Raw genomic sequence first — 25,050 nt, forward strand, 5'->3', positions numbered from 1 at the left:
CGGCGGCAGCGGCGGAGCCGCCGGCACCAACGGCACTAGCGGCACCGGCAGCAGCGGCGGCAACGGCGGATCGGTCGGCAGCGGCGGGGCCGGCGGCAACGGAGGCAACGGCAGCAACGCCACGGCCGCCGGCGCCAACGGAGGCGGTGGCGGTAACGGTGGCAACGGCGGCAACGCCGGCATCCACGGTCTGGCCGGCGGTAACTCGGGCAACGGCGGAAACGGCGGCAACGGAGCCAACGGCATCTCCACGACCAACAACGGCGCCGGCGGCTCCGGCGGCAACGGCGGCAGCGCCGGAAACGTAGGCGCCGGCGGCACCACAACCGCGCTCGTTGGTCACGCCGGTAACGGCGGTAGCGGCGGCAACGGCGCCACCAACAACCTTGAAACAGGCCCCGGCGGACGCGGCGGCAACGGCGGCAACGCCGGGACTATCGGCACCGACGGCAACGGCGGCAACGGCGGCCACGGGGGTGACGGCGCCGACAATGACGGCACCGGGACCTCGGCGGCCGGCGGGGCCGGTGGCCGCGGCGGCGACGCCAGTGCCGGCGGCGTCGCCGGTCGCGGCGGCGACGGTGGAAGCGGCTTTAACGGCGGCCAGGGCGGAGCCGGCGGAAACGGCGGCAACGCCACCGGCGGGACCGCCGGCAGCGGCGGAAACGGCGGCACCGGCGGTCGCGGCGCGCAGGCGCAAAACAACTCAGGTGTCGGTGGTGCCGGCGGGGCGGGCGGCAACGCGGGCAGCGGCGCCGCAGCCGACGGCGGCACCGGCGGCAACGGCGGAGCCGGTGTGGGCGGCGCAACCGGCGGGGCCGGCGGCAACGGCGGCAACGCCACCTCCAACGCCGGTCACGCCGGCGCCGGCGGCAACGGCGGAAACGGCGGCGACGGCCAGCTCGGCACCAACAATGGTGCCGGAGGGACCGGCGGCCACGGCGGCAACGCCGGCACCATCGGCACCCCCGCCAACGCTGGTGCCGGCGGCGACGGCGGGGCCGGTGCCAACGGCGACGCCTCGCAAAACCTACTCGACGGCGGGGCCGGCGGATCGGGTGGCGCCGGGGGCAACGGCGCCGGCCACGGCGACGGCGGCAACGGCGGCAGCGGCGGCAACGGGACGTCCGGGGGCAGTGGCGGAGCCGGCGGTGCCGGCGGCAATGCCGGCACCAACGGCAACGGCGGTGCCGGCGGATCCGGCGGATCCGGCAGCGCTGGCGCCGCCGTCCACAACCCCAAACCGCTGCCCCCGTCGCAACAGCCCCCGGCGCAGACCGGCACCCCGGGCGTTGATGGCGGTGCACCCAATGGCATCGATGGGGGCAACGGAGGGCCCGGCGGCAATGGCGGTATCGCGCAGCCAGGCGGCGACGGCGGCAGCGGCGGCAGCGGTGAAATCCTGCAAAGTTCCAACGGCGGCAACGGCGGTAGGGGCGGCAATGGCGGCACCACCGACGGCACCGTTGCCGCCGGCGGCGGCAACGGTGGTGGCGGCGGTGACGGCCACTTCGACGGCAGCGGCGGTAACGGCGGTAACGGCGGCACCGGCGGCAGCGGCGGTGGCACCGGCGGCGACGGCGGCCGGGGCGGCCCCGCCGGCACCGGTGCCGGCACCGGCGGCGGCGGAGGCAACGGTGGCGACGGCGGCACCGGAGGCGGCACCGGCGGCAACGGGGGCGACGGCGGTAGAGGTGGCGGCCCCGGCGGCAACGCGGGCAATGGCGGCAACGGCGGCTTTGGGGGCGGGACCGGTGGCAACGGCGGCTTCGGCAGCGGAGACGGCGGCACCGGCGGCACCGGCGGGACGGGCGTGTCGGGCAGTACCGGCGGCAGCGGCGGCGCAGGCGGCGCCGGCGGGGCAGGCGGATCGGTGACGGGCAATGGTGGCAACGGAGGCAGCGGCGGCACCGGCGGCAGCGGCGGCAACGGCGCGATCGGTGGTGGCGGCGGCACCGGGGGCAACGGCGGCAACGGCGCCGGCGGCGGCGACGACGGCGCTCCCGGCGGGACCGGCGGCAGCGGCGGCACCGGCGGCGTCGGCGGCACGGGCGGGACCGGTGGCAGCGGCGGCACCGGCGGGTCGGCCGCCCATGGAGTCGGCGGTGCCGGCGGCGCCGGCGGCGGCGGCGGCACGGGTGGCACCGGCGGCACCGGGGGCACCGGCGGTAACGGCGGTAATGCGGGCATCATCACGGCGGGGGGCGGCGGTGTCGGCGCCCTCGGCGGCGATGGCGGCGCCGGCGGCACTGGAGGCGGCGCCGGTACGGGCGGCGGCGCGGGCGCGGGCGGGGCCGGCGGCGTCGGCGCAACCGGCACCGGCGAGACGGGCTTGTCGGGCGCGACCGGCCCGACCGGCATTCAAGGCGGCAAGGGTGCCGCCGGCGCGCCTGGCTCGCCGCGCTAGTTGCAGCGGTCCCCGCCATTTAACCGCGAGCAGACACAGAATCGCACGGCACGCGACGCGTGCGTGCGATTCTGTGTCTGCTCGCGCTATCTACTAGAGCGACAGGATGGTCGCCGAGGCGGTGCCCGGCGCGCCGTAGACCTGTGCCAGCCCGATGCGCGGGTTGCCCGGCACCTGACGCTCACCCGCCTCGCCGCGCAGCTGGCGGACCAGCTCATGCACCTGCCGCAACCCCGATGCGCCGATCGGCTCGCCGTTGGCGATGAGTCCGCCGTCGGTGTTGATCGGCAGCTCGCCGCCAATTTCCGTGGCGCCGTCGGCAATTAGCTTTTCTTGTTCACCGTCGGCGCACAGGCCGGTCTCGGCCATGTGGATCACCTCGGCGCCGGCATCGGTGTCCTGCAGCTGAGCCAGGTCGACGTCCTCGGGCCCGATACCGGCGGCCTCATACGCCGCCCTGGCCGCATACACCGTCGGCGAGGCGTCCTCATCCAACGGAGCCGAGGTGGCATGCACCTCGTAGGCGCCGTAACGGCGGGTGCGAATCTCGCTGGCGCGCACGTACACCGGCTTGTCGGTGAACTTGTGCGCCAGATCGGCACGACACATGATGACCGCGGCGGCCCCCTCGTCGGGCGCACAGAACATGTACTGGGTCAGCGGATAATTGAGCACGGCCGAGTTGAGTATCTCATCTTCCGCAATGGCCTTGCGGCGGAATGCATTTGGGTTCAGCGCGCCGTTTCGGTAGTTCTTAGCTGCCACCTTGGCCAGGGTGGCCGCGGAGATGTGGTGGTCGTGAAGGTACTTGTTGGCCTTCATACCGAAGAACTTGGTGGTGACGAACTGCCCGTTCTGCGCATACCACTGTGGCAGCGCCAGTTTGGCCGGGTCGTCGGTGAACGCGCCGCGCGGGTGCTTGTCCATGCCGATAGCGATGCCGATGTCGTACTTGCCCAACCGGATGGTGTCGGCAGTCTGCTGAATAGCACTGGCCGCGGTGGCACAGGCATTGAACACGTTGGTGAAGGTGATGCCCGTGAGCCCCACCAGGCGGGTCACCGCGTCGGGGTTGGACACCTCGTAGCTGCCTCCGAAGCCGAACTGGATGTCCTTCCACTCCACACCGGCGTCGGTGAGGGCCGCCTGAATGGCCTCGGCGCCCATCTGCATCGCTGTCTTCTCGAACCTGCCGAACGGGTGCAGGCCCACCCCGACGATGGCTACTTCACTCCCCATTTCAGCCTCCCACTGGTGCGAACGCGAAGGTGAGGATCTCGTTGCCCTCTTCGTCGGTGCTCAACGGCACCATGGTCAGCTCGACCTCCTGGCCGAACTGCAGCTTGGCCGGGTCGTTCTCGGTCAGCCGGCCCTCAACCCGGATCAGGTCGCCAAGCTGAACCAGCCCGATGCCGAACGGCACGAAGTCCTTACCCGCCGGGCCGGCATAGGGCGGCCCGGGCGGAAATCCCTGTGTCGTCCACGCCACCACGGTGCCGCGCCGTGGCAGCAGCAGCTCATTCATGTCCGGCCCGCTACAGCGTGGACACCGCTGCTGCACCGGGAAGGTGGTGGCGCCACAGCCGCCGCATTGACTGCCGATCAACTGGGGGTTCTCGTCGGGCCAGGTCGAGATGTCGGGGGCCAGCGCCTTCTGCATCGAGGGATCCTCCCTGGGTGGGCAGCGAGCGAGCAGGAGAATATTGCACCCCAAACGGTACAGCAGCATTCCACAAAAATGGAAACCACGTTCTCATAGCCCGGTGTGGCAGCATGACGCCCATGCCGGTCACCGTGATACTCGAACTCAAGTTCAAACCCGAAGCGGTCGCAGCCGGACGCGAGGTCATGGGCCGCGCGCTGCAAGACACCCGCGCGTTCGACGGAAACCTGCAAACCGACGTGCTCGTCAACGAAGATGACGAAGCCCACTGGCTCATCTACGAACTCTGGGACACCGTCGAAGCCGACGAGGCCTACCGCAGATTCCGGGCCGGCGAAGGTCGGCTGACCGAGTTGCCGGCGTTGCTGGCCGCGCCTCCCGTCAAGATCCGCTACCTGTCGTCGGATATCTGACGAGACGGCGAATTCTCGCCTTCTTTATAAAATCACGCCATTACAACGCTACTTTCCGACAAATATCTTCACTCTATTAATGGCTTTATAGCGCTCGTAGCGGCCATGCCGGGCGTGCTGCTAAGTTCGCAGTCTCAAAAGACTGGATTCTTCAATCGCCCGATTTAGGCGTTTGACGATGTTCACCCTCGTGGAGCGAATGTCATGGCATTTCAATATGTCCGGAACAGCAAAGCATCGACACGCCTTGCTGCGGCATCGCTTGCGGTGGGGATGGCGGTCGTTATCTGCGCGATTCCCACCGAAGGAAAGGACCGCAAGGCCGAACGGCTGAATTACGTCGCAATGGGCGACTCCGTGGCCGCCGCACCCGGCGTGCCGGACCCGGCGCCGCCCACCGGCTGCGACAAGTCGACGAACAACTACCCGTCCGTGCTGGCTCGGCACTTACGCGTAACACGTTTCATCGACGTCACCTGCAGTGGAGCCACGACCAAGCACATAACCAATCACGCTCAGCAAACGACTAGTGGCGCAATGGCCCGCCAGATCGATGTCGTTGACGAGGCGACCGATCTGATTACGATCACCATCGGCGCCAACGATGTCGCGTTGGCGATCGATGCCGAGCGGTGTGAGGTCAAGTCGCCAAACCCTAAGCCGTGCATGACCGATTTCGTCACCGGCAAGGTGGATAGCATTTCCGCCCACATCACTTCAAAAATCCCCTTGTGGGCCGCAATGATCGACCAGATCCGGGCGAAGGCACCACACGCGCAAATCATATTGGTGGGTTACTGGACCATCACCAACCCCGGCGGATGCTTTCCGGCCGAACCCGTTCTGCCGCAGGACTCCGACTATTTGCAGGCCAAGCTCAACGAAATCGACGACCGACAACGCCAACTAGCGGCGGACAAGGGAATTGACTTCTTCGACTCCCGGCCGCTTTCGCGCGACCACGGCATGTGTTCGCCTCCCGATCAGCGGTATTTCGAGGGGTACATAACGACATATCCCGCGGTCCCGCTGCACCCCACCCCCCTTGGCGCGCGCGTCGTGGGCGAAAGCCTCGCCGATTACGTGCAAACGCTCAATCGGTAGGGCACTACCCCAACGCTGGGATCACTTCCCGCTCGAACAACTCGATCCCGGACCGGTCATAGGCGGCTTCGGGGAAGTAGCAGATCGCGTACTCACACCCCAGGTCGCGAAGCTTGGTCAGCCGCTCGATGACTTGTTCGGTTGTGCCCGTCGCCGAATCCGGCAGACCGGCGGCCATCGAATCCGCCACGGCCTCCGGCACATAGCCGGACAGCCGGTCGCGCGCCCGCTGCAAACGGTCTTTGACGTCGGACTCCGACGACCCCACGATGGCGGTGAGATTGGCCGAGCGGACTATCGCGTCGAAGTCCGTACCCAGCTTGGCGCAGTGCTGCGCCAGCACCTCCGACTTGTGCGCGAACGCCTCGAGTTCGGGCGTGAAATTGGTGTACTGGGCATACTGCGCAGCGATGCGCAGTGTCACCTTCTCCCCGCCGCCGGCGATCCACAGCGGAATGCCGTTGTCCTGCAATGGCTTCGGCGAGACGATCGCGCCGTCAACCTGGTAATGCTTGCCGTCGAAGCTGACCTTGCCATCGCGCCAGGCGTCGCGCATGATTTGCACGCCCTCGTCCAGCCGGCCCAGCCGGACCCCCGCCGAGGGAAACCCGTAACCGTAAGCACGCCACTCGTGTTCGTACCAGCCGCCACCGATACCCATCTGAATCCGGCCACCGGAAATGATGTCGGCGGTGGCCGCCACCTTGGCCAGATACACCGGATTTCGATAGCTCATCGCCGTGCACATCTGCCCCAGCTTGATCCGGGACGTCGTGGCCGCATATGCCGCCATCAAGGACCACGCCTCGTGCGTGGCTTCGTCGCTAGGCAGTGGGACTGTATGGAAGTGGTCGTAGACCCAGAGGGAATCCCACGCCCCTGCGTCGGCATAAGTGGCCAGATCGCGCATCACCGCCCAGTGCCGCTCGGGTTCGATGCCGACCAGATCCATCCGCCAGCCCTGCGGAATGAAGAGACCAAAGCGCATAGTCAGTGACTCTAGACCGGGCCCGCCCGGTGGCGAAGACATGACATCGACCAACGGGCACTGGATACCCCCGGGGATATACTATGGTGCATAACTCACGAAGGGAAACATTATGGTTGGCGACGAGGACAGCATTACGGCGGTACTGAATCGGCTGCGGCGCGCGCAGGGCCAGTTGGCCGGCGTGATCTCAATGATCGAGCAGGGCCGCGACTGCAAGGATGTCGTCACCCAACTCGCCGCGGTTTCGCGTGCGCTGGATCGCGCCGGGTTCAAGATCGTTGCCACCGGCCTGCGCGAATGTGCCACGGGCAAAAAGGGAAAGGGCGCCCAGCCGATGACCGAGGCCGAACTGGAGAAGCTTTTTCTCGCACTGGCGTAACGCGCCAATTCTGATCCGCCACCGGTGGAGTGGCCGAGTGGCGAGGCAACGGCCTGCAAAGCCGCGCACACGGGTTCGAATCCCGTCTCCACCTCGTCTTTAGCCGCCGAGTAGGTCGCGCTGCGCTGCGGCGCGCCTTCCGTACGCCCATTCCAAGGCCGTCGTAACCACTTTACGTCGCGCCGCATGGCTGCCGCCGAAGCGCGACCTATGCTATACCGGGTAGGGTATATCCAGGCGGCACGCACCACTGCGCGCCGTCATCAGGAACGGAGGCGCTGGACATGCCCGCAACGACGATAGGTGCCGAAAGCCATGTCGCGGCGGGCCGAACGGCCCTATCCGCCGTGACTGCGTCGGCGTGAAACTTCGTATCGGCTAGAGCTAGACACAAGGGAAACTTCAATGTCCACTTTTCTCAAGCGGGCTTGGGTGCCGTTGATCGTGATCGTGGCGGTCGCCGCCGGCGCCACGGCCGTCGTACGCCTGCGCGGTGTCTTCGGCTCCGACGCGATGTTCTCGTCGGCCGGCAGCAGCGTCGAATCCATCGTGCCGTTCAATCCCAAGCAGGTGACCTACGAGGTTTTCGGGCCCAGCGCAACCGCGGGAAGCGTGAGCTATCTGAACAAGAATGCCGAGCCCGAACAGGCGAACTTCACCACCCTGCCGTGGACGTACACCATCACGACGACGATTCCGGCGGTGATCGCCAATGTGGTGGCTCAGGGCAATAGCGACACCATCGGGTGTCGCATCATCGTGAACGGCGATGTCCGCGACGAGCAGTCCACCACCGGACATCATGCCCAGACCTTCTGTTTGGTGAAGGCAGCATGAACGCCAACCAAGAAAGCGACAGCCGTCCCCTGTTCATGCGGATGATAAGGACGCTGGCGGTGCCAATCATCCTGGCATGGCTCGTCGTAACGATTGCCGTGAACGTACTGGTGCCGTGGATCGAATTCGTCGCGAGATCACACGCGGTCACCATGTCACCGCAAGATGCGCCGGCAATGATCGCCGCCAAGCACATCGGTGCGAAGTTTCAGGAATCCGATTCCGACAGCATGGTCATGGTCGTCCTGGAAGGCAACAAGGAACTCGGCGACCAAGCACACACCTATTACGACGGTTTGGTGCGCAAGCTCGAGGCCGACACCAAGCACGTACAGCACGTCCAGAATCTGTGGGGCGACCGTATCACCGCCGCCGGATCGCAGAGCGGGGACGGCAAAGCCGCATACGTTCAGCTCAACGTGGCCGGCAATCAAGGCAGCACGCTGGGAAACCAGTCCGTCGATGCGGTTCGCAAAATCGTCGACGATTCACCACCGCCCCCGGGGATAAAGACATACGTCACCGGCCCGGCGGCACTGACTACGGACATGACCGAGGCGGCCGACAAGAGCATGTTCAAAATGATGGGCGTGACGGGCGTGGTCATCATGATCATGCTTGCGATCGTCTATCGCTCCGTCAGCACCGTGCTGCTCGTTCTCTTTATGGTCTTCCTTGAGATGCTCACAGCCAGAGGGGTTGTCGCGATTCTCGGCAACTACGATCTACTGGGATTCTCGACGTTCGTCGTCGCGATGCTGTCATCGCTTGCCATTGCGGCCGGAACGGACTACGCGATATTTCTCATCGGACGCTATCAAGAAGCGCGCCAGGCCGGTCAGGACCGAGAAACGGCCTGGTACACGATGTTTCGTGGGACTTATCACGTCATCTTGGGTTCGGGGTTGACGATCGCAGGGGCGTCGTTCTGTCTGCACTTCGCGCGGTTGTCCTATTTCAAGGCTCTGGGCATCCCCTCTGCGCTGGGGCTTCTCGTCGTGATCGCCGGCGCGTTGACGGTGGCACCAGCTGTGGTCGCCGTGGCCAGCCGGTTCGGTCTGCTGGATCCGAAGCGGATGATCAAGACGCGGGGTTGGCGGCGGATCGGCACTGCTGCCGTCCGCTGGCCCGGCCCAGTGTTTGTGACGTCATTGCTCATCGCCCTGCTCGGTTTGCTCGTCGTGCCCAGCATGAAGATCAGCTACAACGACCGCTTCTACATTCCGTCGAATCTGCCGTCGAACGTCGGATACGCCGCAGCGGAAAAGCATTTCAGCGCGGCAAGGCTCAATCCCGACATCCTCATGGTCGAGGGCGACCATGATATGCGGAATTCAAGCGACATGATCATTCTGGACCGGATCGCCAAAGACATCTTCCGCACACCGGGAATCGCGAGTGTCCAGAGCATCACCCGGCCGCTGGGTGGGCCGATCGAGCACAGCTCAATCCCGTTTCAGGTCAGCATGCAAGCCCTTCCCATCCAGCAGAACCTGCAATTCATGAAAGACCGAACGGCCGACATGCTCACCATGAGCGACGATCTCGGCGCCATGATCGGCTCGATGGAGCACATGTATGCGCTGCTCGGCCAGATGAGCAACACGACTCATCGCATGGTCGGCGACATGGGCGAGATGAAGTCGACGTTGGACGAAATGCGGGATCATCTAGCGGATTTCGACGATTTCGCCCGGCCGTTCCGCAGCTATCTGTATTGGGAACAACACTGCTTCAACATCCCCGCCTGCTGGGCGGCGAAGTCGGTGTTCGAGGCGCTCGACGGCGTGGATAAGTTCAGCCAAGACATGAGCACGCTGCTCAAAGATGTGAACAGAATCGACGAGTTGCTGCCGCAGATGCTGGCCGAATTCCCGCCGATAATCGCGGTGGCGAAGTCCATGCAAGGGACCCTGTTGACGCTACACAGCAGCTTCTCGGGACTGGTCACGCAGATGTCGCGGATGACGGACACAGCAAGCGCAATGGGCCAGGCCTTCGACTCGTCGAAGGCCGACGACTACTTCTACCTGCCCCCAGAAGCGTTCGATAATCCCGACTTTCAGCGTGGCCTGAAACTCTTCCTGTCCGCCGACGGTAAGGCGGCGCGGTTCATCATCACCCATGACGCCGACCCGGCAACTCCGGCAGGAATCGCCGCGGTCAAGCCGGCGCTCAACGCCGCCCACCAAGCCGTGAAGGGAACTCCCCTGGCGAACGCCAAGTTCTATCTCACCGGCACCGCGGCGGTCTACAACGACATACAGACCGGCTCGAGATACGACTTGCTAATCGTGGGCATAGCGGCGATAACGCTGATATTCGTTGTGATGCTTATCATTACCCGCGCCTTGGTCGCTTCGCTGGTGATCGTGGGCACGGTGCTGTTGTCGCTGGGTGCCGCCTTCGGGCTGTCAGTGCTTGTCTGGCAACATATTTTGGGTCTGGATTTGAACTGGATAGCACCCGTGTTCGGGTTGATCATTCTGCTGGCGGTCGGGTCCGACTACAACCTGCTGCTGGTGTCGCGGTTCCAGGAGGAGATGCGCGCCGGGCTGAATACCGGCACCATCCGCTCGATGGGCGGAACGGGCGGTGTCGTCACTGCAGCGGGCCTGGTGTTCGCCTTCACCATGATGTCCATGGCCGCCAGTGACCTTCGGTCGATCGGCCAGGCGGGCACCACGATCGGCTTGGGCCTGCTGTTCGACACCCTGATAGTGCGGTCGCTGATGACGCCATCGATCGCCGCACTGCTCGGGCGCTGGTTCTGGTGGCCGCAACGGGTGCGGCCACGGCCGGCCAGTTACCTGCTGCGGCCCTTCGGTCCGCGCCGCCTGGTGCGCTCGTTGCTGCTGGGCGAGGATGTCGACGCCGTGCCCGCCAAACCGAAGGCCGAGCCGAGTTGCAGTCAATCGGAGCTGCGCGAGCGCCAGCCCGTTCATTAGGGTCATTAGTCCCTACGGCCCGGGGGCATGCGCGCGAAACGATTTCACGAGTGCCCGAAACTACTGCGCGGCGCGGCCCGGTCGGCTGATTCAATACGCGGCGTGGGCGGCACGATGAGCCCGAGCACGTCGCCGACGACGACGCCCGCTACGCCGCGTTCCTAACCGAGCGCGCTTACTGCCGCATGCAGTTTGGCGGCGGCCTCATCGGCGACTGCCTGCAGCGCCTCTGCCTCGCCGGCAACCTTGACCATGATTTGCGGATCCATCGCCTCGACCAGCACCGTGTCCCCTGGACCGTCCGGGTCGGTTCGCACCACGACGTTGCACGGCAACAATTGACCGAGCTGCCGGTCGATTTCCAGGGCGCGATGCGCCAATGTGGGATTGCAGGCACCGAGGATCAGATAGTCCTCCATGTCCTGCCCAAGCTTCTTCTTGAGCGTGGCCTTGACATCGATCGTGGTGAGCACGCCGAAACCCTGGTCTGCCAGGGCTTGAGTGGTGCGTTCGACCGCTTCCTCGAAAGTGGTGTTCAGCTTGGTACTCAGACTCGAGGTCATCAGTACTCCTTCCTCCTCGTTTTAGCCATTCCCCAGATTACCCTGGTCACTATGGAATACCCCGGTGGGTATTTGTATTGTATAAGGCATGACCGAGAACAGCCACTACCACGACGTCCTCAACGACCTCAACCCGCAGCATCGCGCCTTGCGCCAGATGATCCCGGATGTGTACCGGGGATTTGCGGAGATGAGCAACGGCGCGCTGACCTCAGGCGCGCTAGATAAGAAATTCAAAGAGCTCATCGCGGTGGCCATCGGAGTGGTTGCCGGCTGCGACGGTTGCATCGCCTCCCACGCCCAGGGCGCAGCCCGCGCCGGGGCATCCAAGGAAGAAGCCGCCGAGGCGATCGGCGTCAGCATTCTCATGCACGGCGGGCCGGCCACGATCTACGGTGCGCGCGCTTACAACGCGTTCTGCGAATTCGCCGACGAGGCCGCCGCAAAAGGATCAGCCCAATAATCACTCGCCGCGGGTCGCTGCCCGCTGCAAGTACCGAAAGGAAAGTAACATGACAGTAAAGCCCCTCACCACAACGGATTTCGAATCGACGATCCTGGCGAATCCCATCGTGCTGGTTGATTTCTGGGCGTCCTGGTGCGGTCCATGCCGGGCCTTTGCGCCCGTGTTCGAACGCTCCGCGCAGGACAACCCCGACGTCCTGCATGCCAAGGTCGACACCGAGGCCGAGCGCCAACTGGCGGCGACGGTCGGCATCCAATCCATCCCCACCATTATGGCGTTCCGGGATGGGATCCTGGTGTACAGCCAGCCCGGAGCCATGCCTTCGGCGGCGCTCACCGACTTGATCAACCAGATCAAGGGTCTCGATATGGCCAAGGTGCGCGCCCAAATAGCCGAGCGCAAAGCGGCCGCAAACGCCTAACACCCACTCATCTACGACCAAGAAGAGCCAAGATGTGCTATCCCGTGCGTTGCAATCGTTGCGGCAAGATCACCTGGGCCGGCTGCGGTCAGCACGCCAACCGCGTCATGAGCTCAGTACCGGTGCACCAACGATGCACGTGCGGGGACGGCCCCGCGTCATAGCGGATCCACCTCCCCGCCAAACCCCCACAGAAATCAGAAGGAATGACGAAATGCCACCCGACATCGCGCAAGGCCGCACGCCGCAAGAGGTTATCGACGTGGCGCAATGGCTGATCGCGGAAAACGCTTTCTACACCAACTACATCCATGCAGGAATGTATGAAACGCAGATGAAGATCGTCGCCGAGCTGCGCGCGGTCCAGGAGCGTAACGAGCAGCTAACGGACGCCAACGCCGAACTGCGAGAGCGCCTTACGATTCTCACCGAGGCTTATGGAACCCTGTTCGGCGACAAGATGAGCTTGGCGGAGTTCAAGCAGCACACGCCGGCACCGTTCGGCGACGGCGACCCGGCCTGGTGCGCGCAAGCCGCCGCCGCAATGTGCCGGTCCGCGTAGCTCAGAAAGGGAACCACGGGCCTTGCCGCAATGACCTTAGGCCCTACGCACCGTCACGGCATCGGGTGCATGCTGCAAGGCGGAGACGGCACAACGCGCCCACGACCTCAGCCAATAGCCATGCCCGCTCCGGGTAAGGGCTGAGCAACCACGGAAGGGATCGATCACGATGACCACCGCTACAGAAACCGGCGTCACGACCACATCGATGCCACGTATCGGTGACGCCGCGCCCGCTTTCACGGCTTCGACCACCCAGGGCGAGATCAACTTCCCCGGTGACTATGCAGGCAAATGGGTGATTCTCTTCTCGCACCCGGCCGACTTCACGCCGGTCTGCACAACCGAGCTCATGACCTTTGCGTCGATGCGCGACCAGTTCGCGGCCTACAACACCGAACTGGTGGGACTTTCGGTGGACGGGCTCTACAGCCATATCGCCTGGCTACGGACAATCAAGGACAAGATCTCGTTCCGCGGCCTCAAGGATGTCGAAATCGGTTACCCGGTAATCGAAGACGTATCCATGGATGTCGCCACCAAGTACGGGATGATCATGCCCGGGGAGGATTCGAGCAAAGCGGTGCGGGCGGTTTTCGTCGTGGACCCGAAGGGAACCATCCGCGCGATCATCTACTACCCGCTAAGCCTCGGGCGCAACTTTGACGAATTGTTGCGTGTCGTCAAGGCACTGCAGACCGCCGACCATTTCGGCGTTGCGACCCCGGCCGATTGGCGGCCGGGCGACCCGGTGATCTTGCCCGCTCCCGGGTCGTGCGGCACCGCACAAGAGCGCATGGAAGGACACGCTGAGCGCGAGCATTGTGAGGACTGGTTCTTCTGCACCAAAGAGCTTCCGGTCGACGAAGTCGAATCAGCCATCCGAATTTCCCAAGGACGCTGATGGTCGTTGACCGGCTGCCCGAATGGCGTTCAGTTCTCGCCGTGGTCGCCCACCCCGATGACGAGTCGTTTGGGTTAGGCGCAATCCTTTCCGCGTTCGCCGAACAAGGCGCGGAGCTTGCCGTGCTGTGTCTGACCCAGGGCGAGGCGTCGACGCTGCAGGGCGTTGCCGGCGATCTCAGCGAAATTCGCGCCAAGGAGCTGGCGGCCGCAGCCACCGAGCTGGGTGTTGGAACGGTGGAGCTATTGAGCTACCCAGATGGACACTTGGCCGATACGTCCGCCGACGAATTGGCCGTCCCGGTCATCGATCTCGCGAAGCGATTGGGCGCGGACGGCCTGCTGGTATTCGATCCCACCGGCGTCACGGGACACCCCGATCACCGGCAGGCAACTGCGGCCGCACAATCCGCGGCGGCCAGCATCGGACTGCAAGTGCTGGGATGGACATTGCCTGCAGGCGTGGCGGATTCGCTGAACGCCGAATACGGCGCGGACTTCTGTGGACATGCACTGGGCGATATCGACCTGGTCGTGCCCGTAGACCGGCATCGGCAATGTCAGGCGGTACGCCGGCATCGCAGCCAAGCCCTGCCAACCAGCGTGCTTTGGCGTCGCCTGGAAATGCTCGGCTCCCACGAGCATATGCGTTGGCTGCCTCGCGCGGCCTCCAGTGAGGTCGCGCCCCCCGACTCTTAGCAACCACAAGTCGCGTCACACCGAGAAGTGCCAGTAGCAAACGTGTTTGGCGGCTTCCCGGTTGCCCGCGATGACTTGCCGCTGAGCGCTGTAGGCTTACCGAACGTTAAGCAAGCAGGAGGTCGCCGTGCGGATTCTGATATCAGGGGCCAGCATCGCCGGCCCGGTTGCTGCGTACTGGCTCGCACGGTACGGGTTCGACGTCACCGTCGTCGAACGCGCACCCCAATTGCGAAAGACCGGTGGCCACGCCGTCGATCTGTTCCGGCCGGCCGTGGAAATCTCGGAGAAGATGGGTGTCCTACCGCAAATAGAGAAAATGTCAACCGGGACAACCGAACTAACGATCTACCGCGAAGGCGTCGCGCGGCCTGCTCGGGTGAATCTTACGAAGGTCTACGGCGCTTCGTCAGATCGTCATGTCGAGATAATGCGCGATGATCTAAGCGAAATCTATTATCGCGCAGGCAAAGACGACGCCGAATACATTTTTGGCGACTCCATAACCGCCATCTCCCCCGACGGCGACGTGACCTTTGAGCACGCGGCCGCCCGCACCTTCGATGTCGTCATCGGCGCCGACGGCATGCATTCGAACGTTCGCCGACTGGTCTTCGGAGGGGACGCCGCAACCAGCCGGTTCCTAGGCGGCTACCTGTCGGTCGTAGCCGTGCCGAAATCGTCGGCACACAGCGGGCAAATGGTCATTCATTTGGGAGCCGGGCGCATGGCCGGCATCTACACCGCGCAACCACTGACCGACGCGCGCGCACTGTTCCTGTTCCGCAGCAGCAGTGAACTGCAATACCACCACCGAGATGTATTGCGGCAGCAGGACTTACTCCGCGCAGCGTTCACCGGGATGCACCCACAGGTGGACCGCTGGCTCGAAGAGGCCGGCCGAACACCCTCGTTCTACTTCGACTCGATCACCCAGTTGCAACTCGATAACTGGTCGCGCGGCCGGGTCACGCTGGTCGGCGACGCCGGGTACTGTCCGGGACCCGCCGTCGGAGGCAGCACCAGCATTGCGGTGCTCGGCGCCTACATATTGGCCGGCGAACTGGCGCAGGCGAACGGGGACTATACCCAGGCGTTCGCTGCCTACGAGCAGCAGATGGCTGACCCGGTGACCCGCAGCCGCGCCTTCGCGCGGGCGGCCGCCAAGTCGATCGTTCCCAGCAGCGCGACCGGGGTATGGGCGCTGACTCGCGGTGCACAGCTCATCTCGCTGCTGCCCGCGGGACTCAGCAAGGCCGTGGCGAAACTGAACACCAAAGGCGCACGCCTGCACGACTCGATGCGCTACAAGGACTACTCACCCGTCTAAGCGCGACCAGACACAAAAGCTCCCGACACGCTATACGTGCGGGAGCTTTTGCGTTGCCTGGTACTACGTCAACGAGTCCGGCGGCAGGAAGCGGTCGCCGTACTTCGCGGCGAGCTCGCGGGCCCGGGCCACGAAGGCTTCCTTGCCCCTACCGAGCGGACCTTCGTATCCGACGATGTACTGCGCGCTACCACCGGTCCACGGCGGGAAACCGATGCCCATGATCGAGCCGATGTTGGCGTCAGCGGTCGACGTCAGCACGTTTTCGTCGAGGCATTTCTGAGTTTCCAGTGCCTCGGCGAACAGCATTCGATCGATCATGTCCTGTAACGGCGGCTCCGAGGACCCCGACTTGAACGTGTCGCGCAGGCCCGGCCACAAGCCGGACCGCTTGCCGTCGGCGTACTCGTAGAAGCCGGCACCCTTGAGACGGCCGGACCGGCCGAGCTCAATCATCTTCTCCACCACCGCTTCTGCCGGGTGCGGCTCGTACGTGCCGCCGGCGTCCTCGACGCCCTTGCGCGTGGCGGTGGCGATCTTGTGCATCAGCTCCAGGTTGAGCTCGTCGGACAGCTGCAGCGGCGGCGCGGGGTAGCCGGCCTGCGAACCGGCCTGCTCGATGCTGGACGGTTCCACACCCTCGCCGAGCATCGCCAGCGCCTCGTTGACGAAGGTGCCGATGACACGGGAGGTGAAGAAGCCGCGGCTGTCGTTGACCACGATCGGGGTCTTGCCGATGGCCAGCGTGTAATCGAACACCCGGGCCAGCGCCTCATCAGATGTCTTTTCGCCCTTGATGATTTCGACCAGTGGCATCTTGTCGACGGGTGAGAAGAAGTGGATTCCGACGAAGTCCTCCTGCCGCTTGACGCCGGTAGCCAGACCGGTGATCGGCAGCGTCGAGGTGTTCGAGCCCAACAGCGCATTGGGTTCGACGATGTCCTCGATCTCCTGGAACACCTTGTGCTTGAGTTCCTGGTTCTCGAACACCGCCTCGATGACGAAGTCGACGCCCTTGAGGTCGGCCGGGTCGCCGGTCGGGGTGATCCGCGCCAGCAGCGCGTCGCTGCGCTCCTGCGTGGTGCGGCCCCGTTCCAGCGCCTTGGCCTCCAGCTTTTCGGAGTAGCCCTTGCCCTTCTGCGCCGCTTCCAGCGAGACGTCCTTGAGCACCACGTCGTAACCGGCCTTGGCCGAGACGTAGGCGATGCCCGCGCCCATCATGCCCGCACCCAGCACACCGATCTTGTTGATCTTGACCGGCTCGATGCCGTCGGGCCGCGACCCACCGTTGTTGATGGTCTGCAGGTCGAAGAAGAACGCCTGGATCATGTTCTTCGACACCTGGCCGGTGACCAGCGTGGTGAAGTAGCGGCTTTCGATGCGGCTGGCGGTGTCGAAGTCGACCTGCGCGCCCTCGACCGCGGCGGACAGGATGGCCTTCGGCGCCGGCATCGGCGCGCCCTTGATCTGCTTGCGCAGCAGCGACGGGAACGACGGCAGGATGGACGCCAGCCCCGGCGACGACGGGGTGCCGCCGGGCATCTTGTAGCCCTTCTTGTCCCACGGCTGCTCGTGCGAGTCCGGGTTCGCCTTGATCCACGCCTTGGCCGCGGGCACCAGCTCCTCGACCGTCGGCAACACCTCGTCGATCAGGCCGAGTTCCTTTGCCTTGGCGGGCTTGAACCGGGTGCCCTGCGACAGCACCGTGACGAACGCGTTCTGGATGCCCAGCATCCGCACCGTGCGGGTAACGCCACCGGCACCGGGCAGCAGGCCCAGCGTCGCCTCGGGGAATCCGAACTGCGATCCCTTCACGTCGGCCGCAATCCGGTGATGGCACGCCAACGCGATTTCCAGGCCGCCACCGAGCGCAGCGCCGTTGAGTGCCGCCACTACCGGCTTGCCCAACGTCTCGATGGTGCGCAGCTGCTTCTTGACGGTCTCGACCAGATCGAACGCCTCACCGGCGTTCTCGGGACCGATCTGAATCATGCTCTTGACATCACCGCCGGCGAAGAAGGTCTTCTTCGCGCTGGTGATCACCACGCCGGTGATCGAATCCTTCTCCTCGACAAGGCGATCCACCGCCTTGCCCATGGATTCGATGTACGCCTCGTTCATCACGTTGGCCGACCCCGACGGGTCGTCCAGAGTCAGCGTGACGATACCGTCGGCGTCCTTATCCCACTGAATGGTGTTGTCGGCCATGTACTTAAACCCTCTCGATGATCGTCGCGACACCCATGCCGCCGCCAATACACAACGTGACCAAGGCGCGCTGGGCGTTGCGGCGCTCCAGCTCGTCGACCATGGTGCCCAGAATCATTGCGCCGGTGGCACCCAACGGGTGGCCCATCGCGATGGCGCCGCCGTTGACGTTGAGCTTCTCGTCCGGAATGTTCAGATCCTTCTGGAACTTCAGCACCACCGACGCGAAGGCCTCGTTGAGCTCGAACAGGTCGATGTCGTCGACGGTCAGTCCGGCGCGGTCGAGCACCTTGCGGGTGGCCGGGGTCGGTCCGGTCAGCATGATGACCGGGTCGGCACCGCTGGTGGCGGTGGCCACGATGCGCGCCCGCGGGGTCAGGCCCTGCGACTTGCCGGCCGCCTCGTTACCGATCATCACCAGCGCGGCGCCGTCGACAATGCCGGAGCTGTTGCCGCCGGTGTGCACGTGGTTGATCTTCTCCACCCAGTGGTACTTCTGCAGGGCGACGTCGTCGAAGCCACCCATCGCGGCCAGGCCCTCGAAGGCCGGCTTGAGCTTGCCCAGGCCTTCCTTGGTGGTGTCGGGCCGCATGTGCTCATCGTGATCGAGAATCAGCAGGCCGTTCTGGTCACGGACCGGTACCACAGACTTGGCGAAGTAGCCGCCGGACCATGCCTCGGCGGCTTTCTCCTGGCTGCGCAGCGCGTAGTTGTCCACGTCGTCACGCGAGAAACCCTCGATGGTGGCGATCAGGTCGGCACCGATGCCCTGGGGCACGAACATGACGTCGTAGTTGGTGGCCGGGTCCAGACCCATGGCGCCGCCGTCGGATCCCATCGGAACCCGGCTCATGGACTCGACGCCGCCGGCCAGGACCATGTCGTCCCACCCGGAACGCACCTTCTGCGCGGCGGTGTTGACGGCTTCCAGGCCAGAGGCGCAGAACCGGTTGAGTTGCACGCCGCCAGAGGTGACGGGCATGCCGGAGGCCAGCACCGCGGCGCGGGCGATGTCGCCGCCCTGGTCCCCGACCGGTGAGACGCAGCCCAGGATGACGTCGCTGATGAGGTTCTCGTCCAGGTCGGGATTGCGCTTGCGCAGCTCCTCGATCAGGCCGACGACCAGGCTCAATGGCTTGACTTCGTGCAGCGAGCCGTTCTTTTGCTTGCCGCGCGGCGTACGGATGGCCTCGTAGATGAAGGCTTCTTCGGACATGTCTATTCCTGTTCCAAAAAGGGGGGTTTGGATCCGTCTTAAGAGTAGGTCCAGTTGTAGGGGAACACTAACAGCCTCCTCGGCCAACCTGTTGGTTGGGCCAGAGTTCGCTGGTCAGAGCGGTGCCAGCGGCACGCAGTGTGCGCTTATGACATTCGCGGTGACATTCGCTGTGAACTGTGGGCGGGAATTTCGCCAAAACTGCGCCCGGTATTCACTCGCGAAGCCATAAACGCACACTCGTATCCTGGATCGCCATGACGGTGGAGCACCTGCGCCCGTATGCAACCACGGTCTTCGCCGAGATGTCGGCGCTGGCCGCGCGCATCGGCGCGATCAACCTCGGACAGGGCTTTCCCGACGAAGACGGACCGCCGCAGATGCTCACGGCCGCCCAGGACGCCATCGCCGCGGGCGTCAACCAGTACCCGCCCGGAATCGGCATCGCACCACTGCGCCAGGCAATCGCCGCACAACGCCGGCGCAAATTCGGCGCCGAATACGACCCCGACACCGAAGTGCTAGTCACGGTCGGGGCCACCGAAGCCATCGCGGCAGCGGTGCTCGGCCTCGTCGAACCCGGCTCTGAGGTCTTGCTGATCGAGCCGTTCTACGACTCCTACTCACCGGTGGTGGCGATGGCCGGCGCCCGCCGCATAGCCATACCTCTGATTCCCGACGGTCAGGGCTTCGCGCTGGACACCGACGCGCTGCGAAGCGCGCTGACGCCAAGAACGAGAACACTGATCGTAAACACGCCGCACAACCCGACCGGCGCCGTGCTCAACAAGGACGAGCTGGCCGCCATCGCGGAGATCGCGGTGGCCGCAGACCTTTTGGTAATCACCGACGAGGTATACGAGCACCTCGTATTTGACGGCCACCAACACCTGCCACTTGCCACCTTCGACGGCATGGCCGAGCGGACGATCACCATCTCCAGCGCCGCCAAGATGTTCAACTGCACCGGGTGGAAGATCGGATGGGCCTGCGGCCCAAGACAACTCATCACCGGTGTGCGTGCGGCCAAACAATACCTGAGCTACGTCGGCGGTGCACCGTTCCAGCCCGCGGTGGCAGCGGCGCTGGATACCCAGGACGGGTGGGTGGAACAATTGCGTAACTCCTTGCAGGACCGGCGAGATCGGCTGGCTTCGGGTCTGGCGGAGATCGGCTTCGCGCTGCACGACAGCTACGGGACCTACTTTCTGTGCGCCGACCCACGTCCGCTGGGTTACGACGACAGCACGTCATTCTGTGCGGCCCTGCCAGAGCAGGCCGGGGTCGCCGCCATCCCGATGTCGGCGTTCTGCGATCCGGTAGCACCGCACGCCGACACGTGGAATCACTTGGTGCGCTTCACCTTCTGCAAACGCGAGGAAACCCTCGACGAAGCGATCAGACGATTGGCCGTGTTGCGCGACCAGCCCGGGCCCTAACCGTCCATCACCCGCCGGCGCAACCCCTCCAGTGCGGCATTCAGAATTTTCTTGCGCGCGATCCTCACCCAGAACTGCGGCAGCGGCGCCGACGGCTCAACCGTGATCGTGAACCGCACCCGCGTCCGGTCCTCACCTTCGCGGCTCAGGTTGTACTCACCGTGCTGGCCGTGTTGTTGGGCGGTCTTCTTGGCATCCCATACCATCCAGTCCGGGCCCCAATGGTATTCAAGCAATTCGGTGTCGGTGATGCAGGCGACTTTGATGGTCACCTTCACATGGTTGGGCCGGCCATCTTGATGCCTATCGATGACTACGAGGCGCTTGTGCACCGAAGACCATGACGGCACAGCGTCCATATCGGCGAGCGCCTCCATGATCACTTCCGGCTGCGCGTCGATGACGATTTCGCCCGATGCTTGTACGGCCACCGCTACCAAATTAGCAATCCCGGCCCGTCATGGACCATGTTGAAACGGCGGAGGCTACGCAGTTTCTCCAGTGAGCAATTTCTGCAGCCCCTTCGCAGCGGATTCCAGCACATGCTCGCCGGCCCGCTTCACCACGAAACCCGGAATGGGCCCGGCAGGTTCTACGGTGATGTCGAAACGCACCCGCGCTTTATCGATGCCTTCGGGTTTGACGGTGTATTCAACGTGCTGACCATGTTGCTGGAAAGTCTGGCCAGCATCCCAGCACACCCAATCCGGACCCCAGTGATATTCGAGGATCTCCTTATCGGTCAGGCCCAGAATTTTGATGGTCGCCTTCACATGGTGGGGTCGGCCATCAGGGTAATAGTCGATCACTTCGACTTGCTTGTGCAGCGGGGACCAGGAAGTCAGGACGTGAGGATCTGCCAGCGCCTCCATCACCCTTTCCGGAGGCGCGTCAATGACAATCTCGCGCGATACCTGTACGGCCACCGAGCACAACGCTAGCAACGTCGCCCAGTTTATGGACGGTGTTCAGGCGTTACCATCCGATTTCGTTCAGGGGGGTGGTCTCAGCCGGCGGCGATCCGACCGGCCCGGCCGGCGTGCGGGAGAAACGCGGTGCTGGCGCGGCCTGCTGCACGCCATGCGCGTCGATCACGGTCGAGCGTGCCCGCAGATGGGCATCGCCGGCGGCTTCGTTGAAGGTCAGCACCGGCGTCACACACGCGTCCGTGCCGGCGAAGACCTCGGTCCATTCGTCCCGGGTTCGGCCGGCGAATCGTTCGGCGAAGATGGCGTGCATCTGCGGGTACGAGCCGACGTCGAGCTGGCTGGGCACCTCAGCCGGCGACAATCCGAGTCCGGTCAACAGCGCCGCGAAGAACTGCGGCTCGATGGCGCCGACCGCCAGGTACTTCCCGTCGGAAGTCTCATAGCAGCGATAGAACGGTGCGCCACCGTCGAGCAGGAAGGATTCGCGCCGATCGCGCAACCTGCCGGTGGCCTTCATCGTCCACATCATCTGGGCCAGCACGCTGACCCCGTCCACCATCGCGGCATCGATAACCTGGCCCTGGCCTGACCGCTCCCGCTCGTACAAAGCGGCGACGACGCCCAGCAGCGCCAGCATCGAGCCGCCGCCGAAGTCGGCAACCAGGTTCAGCGGCGGCATCGGAGGCCGGTCGGCGTAGCCCAGCGCCGAGAGCGCACCGGTCTGCGACAGATAGTTGATGTCATGCCCCGCAGTTGAAGCCAGCGGCCCGTCCTGTCCCCAACCGGTGATCCGCACGAAGATCAGCCGCGGGTTGACCGCGGCGCACTCGTCGGGACCGATGCCCAGCCGCTCGCACGTGCCGGGCCGAAAGCAGTCCAGTAGTACATCTGCCTTGGCGGCCAGCGTCAGCAGCGCATCGGGCTGCGTCTTGACGTCCAGGTCGACGATCCGCTTGCCGCGGTGCATTAAGTCCCGGTCCTCGGCGGGCATCGCCGCGGCGGCTGTCTGGCGACGACCCGCTTCGCCCGGCTTCGCCGCGCTCGCGATCGCCGCGGCGGCTGTCTGGGGCCGGCGCACTCGCACCACGTCGGCACCGAGGTCGGCGAGCACCATTCCCGCGTGCGGGCCGGGCCCGATGCCGCCCAGTTCGATGACCTTCACCCCGGTCAGCGGCCCCCCGCCGGTCACTCTTATTAGCTCCCCTTCTTCACCTTCAGCACCTGCTTGCGCAGATCTTGGGTCGCGGTATCGACCGTCCCCTTGATGGCGCGTTTGAGCACGAAGCCGGGCAGCGGCACGTTGGGGTCGACGGTTATCTCGAACTTGACCAGGGTGCTGTCGCCTTGGGGAACCAAGGTGTACTTCCCGTCCTGCGACTTCTGCTGGGCGGAGCTAACCAGCGTCCAGCTCACCGTGTTTCCGCTCCAGGTATAGGCGCACACCTGTTCGTCGGTGATGCCTGCCGTCTTGACCTTCATCTTCACTTGGCTCGGCCGCCCGTCATCTCCGGTCGCGAGGATCTCGGCGCTCTGATGGGGCGACGACCATTCGGGCATCGCTTCGAAATCGGCGATGACGTCGAGGATCTCCTCGGGGCTGGCTTCGATGACGATGTCGCGGGACTCTTTGATTGCCATGGCCCGCACGATAGCGAACCAGCGCCTCAGCTGGAATACCCTGCTGCCGGGCGTACCGTCGTGGTCGTGACTGAACCCGTGTATACCGTCGGCGACTATCTCCTCGATCGGCTCGCAGAACTCGGCGTAACGGAGATCTTCGGCGTTCCCGGCGACTACAACCTGAAGTTCCTCGACCATATCGTCGCGCATCCAGCCATCCGCTGGGTGGGCAACGCGAACGAGCTCAACGCCGGCTATGCCGCCGACGGGTACGGCCGCCTGCGCGGAATGGCGGCGGTGGTAACGACATTCGGCGTCGGCGAGCTTTCGGCAACCAACGCCATCGCGGGCAGCTACGCCGAGCACGTGCCGGTGGTGCACATCGTCGGCGGCCCCACCAAAGACGCACAGGTCGCTCGCCGGGCTTTACATCATTCCCTCGGCGACGGCGACTTCGAGCACTTCTTCCGGATCAGTCGCGAAATTACTTGCGCCCAAGCCAATCTCATGCCGGCAACGGCATGCCGGGAGATCGACCGGGTGCTGTGCGAGGTGCGCGAGCAGAAGCGGCCCGGATACATATTGCTTTCCAGCGACGTGGCGCGCTTCCCCACCGAACCTCCCGCAGACCCGTTGCCCCGCTACACCGGCGGCACCAGTCCGCGCGCGCTCGCACTTTTCACCGAGGCCGCGACCAAGCTCATCGATGACCACCAATTGACCGTGCTCGCCGACCTTTTGGTTCATCGCCTGCACGCGGTCAGCGAACTCGAGGCGCTGCTGGCGGCAGACGTCGTGCCGCATGCCACGTTGATGTGGGGCAAAAGCCTGCTGGACGAGAGCTCGCCCAATTTCCTTGGCATCTATGCGGGCGCGGCCAGCACCGAACGCGTGCGCGTCGCGATCGAGGACGCACCCGTGCTGGTGACCGCCGGGGTGGTGTTCACCGACATGGTCAGCGGCTTCTTCAGCCAGCGGATCAACCCGGCCCGCACCATCGATATCGGGCAGTACCAAAGCAGTGTGGGCGACGAGGTGTTCGCGCCGCTGGAGATGGGCGCAGCGCTGGCCGCATTGACCGAAATCCTTACCAGGCGCGGGGTCAGTTCCCCCGCTGTGGCGGCGCCACCTGAAGCACCACCGCCGATTACCCCGGCGCGCGACGAACCGCTGACCCAGCAGATGGTGTGGGACCGGCTGTGTGCGGCGCTCACCCCGGGCAATGTGGTATTGGCCGACCAGGGCACCTCGTTCTACGGGATGGCCGACCACCGGCTGCCGCACGGTGTCACGTTCATCGGCCAACCACTCTGGGGCTCAATCGGTTACACGTTGCCTGCGGCGCTCGGCGCGGGATTGGCGCATCCGGAGCGCAGGACGGTGTTGCTGATCGGCGACGGCGCGGCGCAACTTACGGTCCAGGAACTCGGCACCTTTTCCCGCGAGGGGCTGTCCCCCGTCATCGTCGTGGTCAACAACGACGGCTATACCGTCGAGCGTGCGATTCACGGGGAAACCGCCCCCTACAACGACATCGTGGGCTGGAGCTGGACCGAGGTGCCCAACGCGCTGGGAGTGACCGGGCATCTGGCGTTTCGGGCGCAGACGTACGGCGAACTCGACGACGCATTCACAGCGGCCGCCGTACACCAGGACCGGATGGTGTTCGTCGAGGTGGCCTTGCCGCGCCTCGAGATCCCGCGCCTGCTCGGCCAACTCGTCGGTTCGATGTCGCCGCCGGATGACCGGCGTTGAATCAGGTCTTGGTTTCGTTGACTTCCAGGGAGGCCAATATCGTCCGCACGGTGCGCCGGCAACGCCCGCAGTCGGCGCCCGCGCCGCAGGCCCGCGCAACATCCTTGGTGTTCGACGCGCCCGCTGCGGCGGCGTCGGCCACCATCTGACTGGTGATGCCGTTACACAGGCAAACGAACATGCAGCGGCCCGCTCAC

At 64.9% G+C, this 25,050-nt stretch carries 24 protein-coding genes, 1 tRNA gene and 1 pseudogene; 15 read left to right on the forward strand and 11 right to left on the reverse strand.

All coding sequences use genetic code 11. The features are described 5' to 3' along the window. Positions 1 to 2,407, forward strand: a pseudogene (locus AWC27_RS32550) (PE family protein); the annotation flags it as partial. Between the two features lie 93 nt (positions 2,408 to 2,500). On the opposite strand, the gene AWC27_RS00180 reads toward AWC27_RS32550, so the two are convergent. After that, positions 2,501 to 3,646, reverse strand: a complete 1,146-nt coding sequence (locus tag AWC27_RS00180) for a thiolase family protein (protein ID WP_085668384.1) — start codon at positions 3,644 to 3,646, stop codon at positions 2,501 to 2,503. Between the two features lies 1 nt (position 3,647). Continuing rightward, positions 3,648 to 4,067, reverse strand: a complete 420-nt coding sequence (locus AWC27_RS00185) for a Zn-ribbon domain-containing OB-fold protein (RefSeq protein WP_085668386.1) — start codon at positions 4,065 to 4,067, stop codon at positions 3,648 to 3,650. A gap of 122 nt (positions 4,068 to 4,189) precedes the next feature. On the opposite strand from AWC27_RS00185, the gene AWC27_RS00190 reads away from it, so the two are divergent. Both AWC27_RS00190 and AWC27_RS00195 read left to right on the forward strand, forming a co-directional pair. Then, on the forward strand, positions 4,190 to 4,483 hold the full coding sequence (locus AWC27_RS00190; RefSeq protein WP_085668388.1) for a putative quinol monooxygenase: 294 nt from the start codon (positions 4,190 to 4,192) through the stop codon (positions 4,481 to 4,483). A 345-nt stretch (positions 4,484 to 4,828) separates the two neighbouring features. Next, positions 4,829 to 5,587, forward strand: a complete 759-nt coding sequence (locus AWC27_RS00195; protein ID WP_245846758.1) for an SGNH/GDSL hydrolase family protein — start codon at positions 4,829 to 4,831, stop codon at positions 5,585 to 5,587. A 4-nt stretch (positions 5,588 to 5,591) separates the two neighbouring features. On the opposite strand, the gene AWC27_RS00200 is transcribed toward AWC27_RS00195, so the two are convergent. Further along, the gene (locus AWC27_RS00200) at positions 5,592 to 6,575 is read right to left on the reverse strand and encodes an LLM class F420-dependent oxidoreductase (RefSeq protein ID WP_085668392.1); all 984 of its coding nucleotides are present in this window, start codon (positions 6,573 to 6,575) and stop codon (positions 5,592 to 5,594) included. 112 nt (positions 6,576 to 6,687) lie between these two features. Here AWC27_RS00200 and AWC27_RS00205 point away from each other — a divergent pair, with 112 nt between their 5' ends. From AWC27_RS00205 to AWC27_RS00220, 4 genes are all read left to right on the forward strand, one after another. Continuing rightward, the gene (locus tag AWC27_RS00205; protein ID WP_085668394.1) at positions 6,688 to 6,957 is read left to right on the forward strand and encodes a metal-sensitive transcriptional regulator; all 270 of its coding nucleotides are present in this window, start codon (positions 6,688 to 6,690) and stop codon (positions 6,955 to 6,957) included. Between the two features lie 23 nt (positions 6,958 to 6,980). Beyond that, positions 6,981 to 7,051 (forward strand) — tRNA-Cys (locus AWC27_RS00210). Positions 7,052 to 7,362: 311 nt separating this feature from the next. After that, on the forward strand, positions 7,363 to 7,794 hold the full coding sequence (locus AWC27_RS00215) for an MmpS family transport accessory protein (RefSeq protein WP_085668395.1): 432 nt from the start codon (positions 7,363 to 7,365) through the stop codon (positions 7,792 to 7,794). Positions 7,795 to 7,829: 35 nt separating this feature from the next. Further along, complete coding sequence (locus tag AWC27_RS00220) at positions 7,830 to 10,742, forward strand: MMPL/RND family transporter (protein WP_085668780.1); 2,913 nt, start codon at positions 7,830 to 7,832, stop codon at positions 10,740 to 10,742. Positions 10,743 to 10,903: 161 nt separating this feature from the next. Here AWC27_RS00220 and AWC27_RS00225 read toward each other — a convergent pair whose 3' ends face one another. Continuing rightward, on the reverse strand, positions 10,904 to 11,305 hold the full coding sequence (locus tag AWC27_RS00225; protein WP_085668396.1) for a DUF302 domain-containing protein: 402 nt from the start codon (positions 11,303 to 11,305) through the stop codon (positions 10,904 to 10,906). An 88-nt stretch (positions 11,306 to 11,393) separates the two neighbouring features. On the opposite strand from AWC27_RS00225, the gene AWC27_RS00230 reads away from it, so the two are divergent. The 6 genes from AWC27_RS00230 (at position 11,394) to AWC27_RS00255 (ending at position 15,686) form a co-directional block, all read left to right on the forward strand. Continuing rightward, the gene (locus AWC27_RS00230; RefSeq protein ID WP_085668398.1) at positions 11,394 to 11,768 is read left to right on the forward strand and encodes a carboxymuconolactone decarboxylase family protein; all 375 of its coding nucleotides are present in this window, start codon (positions 11,394 to 11,396) and stop codon (positions 11,766 to 11,768) included. Between the two features lie 49 nt (positions 11,769 to 11,817). Then, entirely contained in the window at positions 11,818 to 12,192 is a 375-nt protein-coding gene (trxA, locus tag AWC27_RS00235) for a thioredoxin (RefSeq protein ID WP_085668400.1), read from the forward strand. Positions 12,193 to 12,406: 214 nt separating this feature from the next. Continuing rightward, positions 12,407 to 12,754: a hypothetical protein gene (locus AWC27_RS00240; protein WP_085668402.1), complete on the forward strand. Its 348-nt coding sequence runs from the start codon at positions 12,407 to 12,409 to the stop codon at positions 12,752 to 12,754. A 169-nt stretch (positions 12,755 to 12,923) separates the two neighbouring features. Then, entirely contained in the window at positions 12,924 to 13,658 is a 735-nt protein-coding gene (locus AWC27_RS00245; RefSeq protein WP_372516849.1) for a peroxiredoxin, read from the forward strand. Then, entirely contained in the window at positions 13,658 to 14,356 is a 699-nt protein-coding gene (locus AWC27_RS00250) for a PIG-L deacetylase family protein (protein WP_085668404.1), read from the forward strand. The genes AWC27_RS00245 and AWC27_RS00250 overlap by 1 nt, the downstream gene beginning before the upstream one ends. Positions 14,357 to 14,483: 127 nt before the next feature. Next, complete coding sequence (locus AWC27_RS00255) at positions 14,484 to 15,686, forward strand: FAD-dependent monooxygenase (protein ID WP_085668406.1); 1,203 nt, start codon at positions 14,484 to 14,486, stop codon at positions 15,684 to 15,686. Between the two features lie 63 nt (positions 15,687 to 15,749). On the opposite strand, the gene AWC27_RS00260 is transcribed toward AWC27_RS00255, so the two are convergent. Together AWC27_RS00260 and AWC27_RS00265 are read right to left on the reverse strand one after the other, a co-directional pair. Beyond that, on the reverse strand, positions 15,750 to 17,894 hold the full coding sequence (locus AWC27_RS00260) for a 3-hydroxyacyl-CoA dehydrogenase NAD-binding domain-containing protein (RefSeq protein WP_085668408.1): 2,145 nt from the start codon (positions 17,892 to 17,894) through the stop codon (positions 15,750 to 15,752). 4 nt (positions 17,895 to 17,898) lie between these two features. Then, entirely contained in the window at positions 17,899 to 19,110 is a 1,212-nt protein-coding gene (locus AWC27_RS00265; RefSeq protein ID WP_083111890.1) for an acetyl-CoA C-acetyltransferase, read from the reverse strand. A 257-nt stretch (positions 19,111 to 19,367) separates the two neighbouring features. Here AWC27_RS00265 and AWC27_RS00270 point away from each other — a divergent pair, with 257 nt between their 5' ends. Further along, on the forward strand, positions 19,368 to 20,549 hold the full coding sequence (locus AWC27_RS00270) for a pyridoxal phosphate-dependent aminotransferase (RefSeq protein ID WP_085668410.1): 1,182 nt from the start codon (positions 19,368 to 19,370) through the stop codon (positions 20,547 to 20,549). Here the strand turns inward: AWC27_RS00270 and AWC27_RS00275 are convergent. The 4 genes from AWC27_RS00275 to AWC27_RS00290 are packed head-to-tail and all read right to left on the reverse strand — an operon-like array spanning position 20,546 to position 23,116. Then, a complete protein-coding gene (locus AWC27_RS00275) occupies positions 20,546 to 20,980 on the reverse strand; it encodes an SRPBCC family protein (protein ID WP_085668412.1) in 435 nt (144 codons plus the stop codon). The two genes, AWC27_RS00270 and AWC27_RS00275, sit on opposite strands and share 4 nt — an antisense overlap. A 54-nt stretch (positions 20,981 to 21,034) precedes the next feature. Continuing rightward, complete coding sequence (locus AWC27_RS00280; protein WP_085668415.1) at positions 21,035 to 21,475, reverse strand: SRPBCC family protein; 441 nt, start codon at positions 21,473 to 21,475, stop codon at positions 21,035 to 21,037. A gap of 49 nt (positions 21,476 to 21,524) precedes the next feature. Beyond that, the gene (locus AWC27_RS00285; protein WP_085668418.1) at positions 21,525 to 22,667 is read right to left on the reverse strand and encodes a CaiB/BaiF CoA transferase family protein; all 1,143 of its coding nucleotides are present in this window, start codon (positions 22,665 to 22,667) and stop codon (positions 21,525 to 21,527) included. A gap of 5 nt (positions 22,668 to 22,672) precedes the next feature. Continuing rightward, entirely contained in the window at positions 22,673 to 23,116 is a 444-nt protein-coding gene (locus AWC27_RS00290) for an SRPBCC family protein (RefSeq protein ID WP_085668419.1), read from the reverse strand. A 60-nt stretch (positions 23,117 to 23,176) separates the two neighbouring features. Here AWC27_RS00290 and AWC27_RS00295 point away from each other — a divergent pair, with 60 nt between their 5' ends. Then, on the forward strand, positions 23,177 to 24,853 hold the full coding sequence (locus AWC27_RS00295; protein WP_139836674.1) for an alpha-keto acid decarboxylase family protein: 1,677 nt from the start codon (positions 23,177 to 23,179) through the stop codon (positions 24,851 to 24,853). A 1-nt stretch (position 24,854) separates the two neighbouring features. On the opposite strand, the gene AWC27_RS00300 is transcribed toward AWC27_RS00295, so the two are convergent. Beyond that, a complete protein-coding gene (locus AWC27_RS00300) occupies positions 24,855 to 25,034 on the reverse strand; it encodes a (2Fe-2S)-binding protein (protein WP_085668420.1) in 180 nt (59 codons plus the stop codon). Positions 25,035 to 25,050: the final 16 nt, after the last annotated feature.

It is taken from the genome of Mycobacterium szulgai (assembly GCF_002116635.1).
Classification (GTDB): Bacteria; Actinomycetota; Actinomycetes; order Mycobacteriales; family Mycobacteriaceae; genus Mycobacterium; species Mycobacterium szulgai.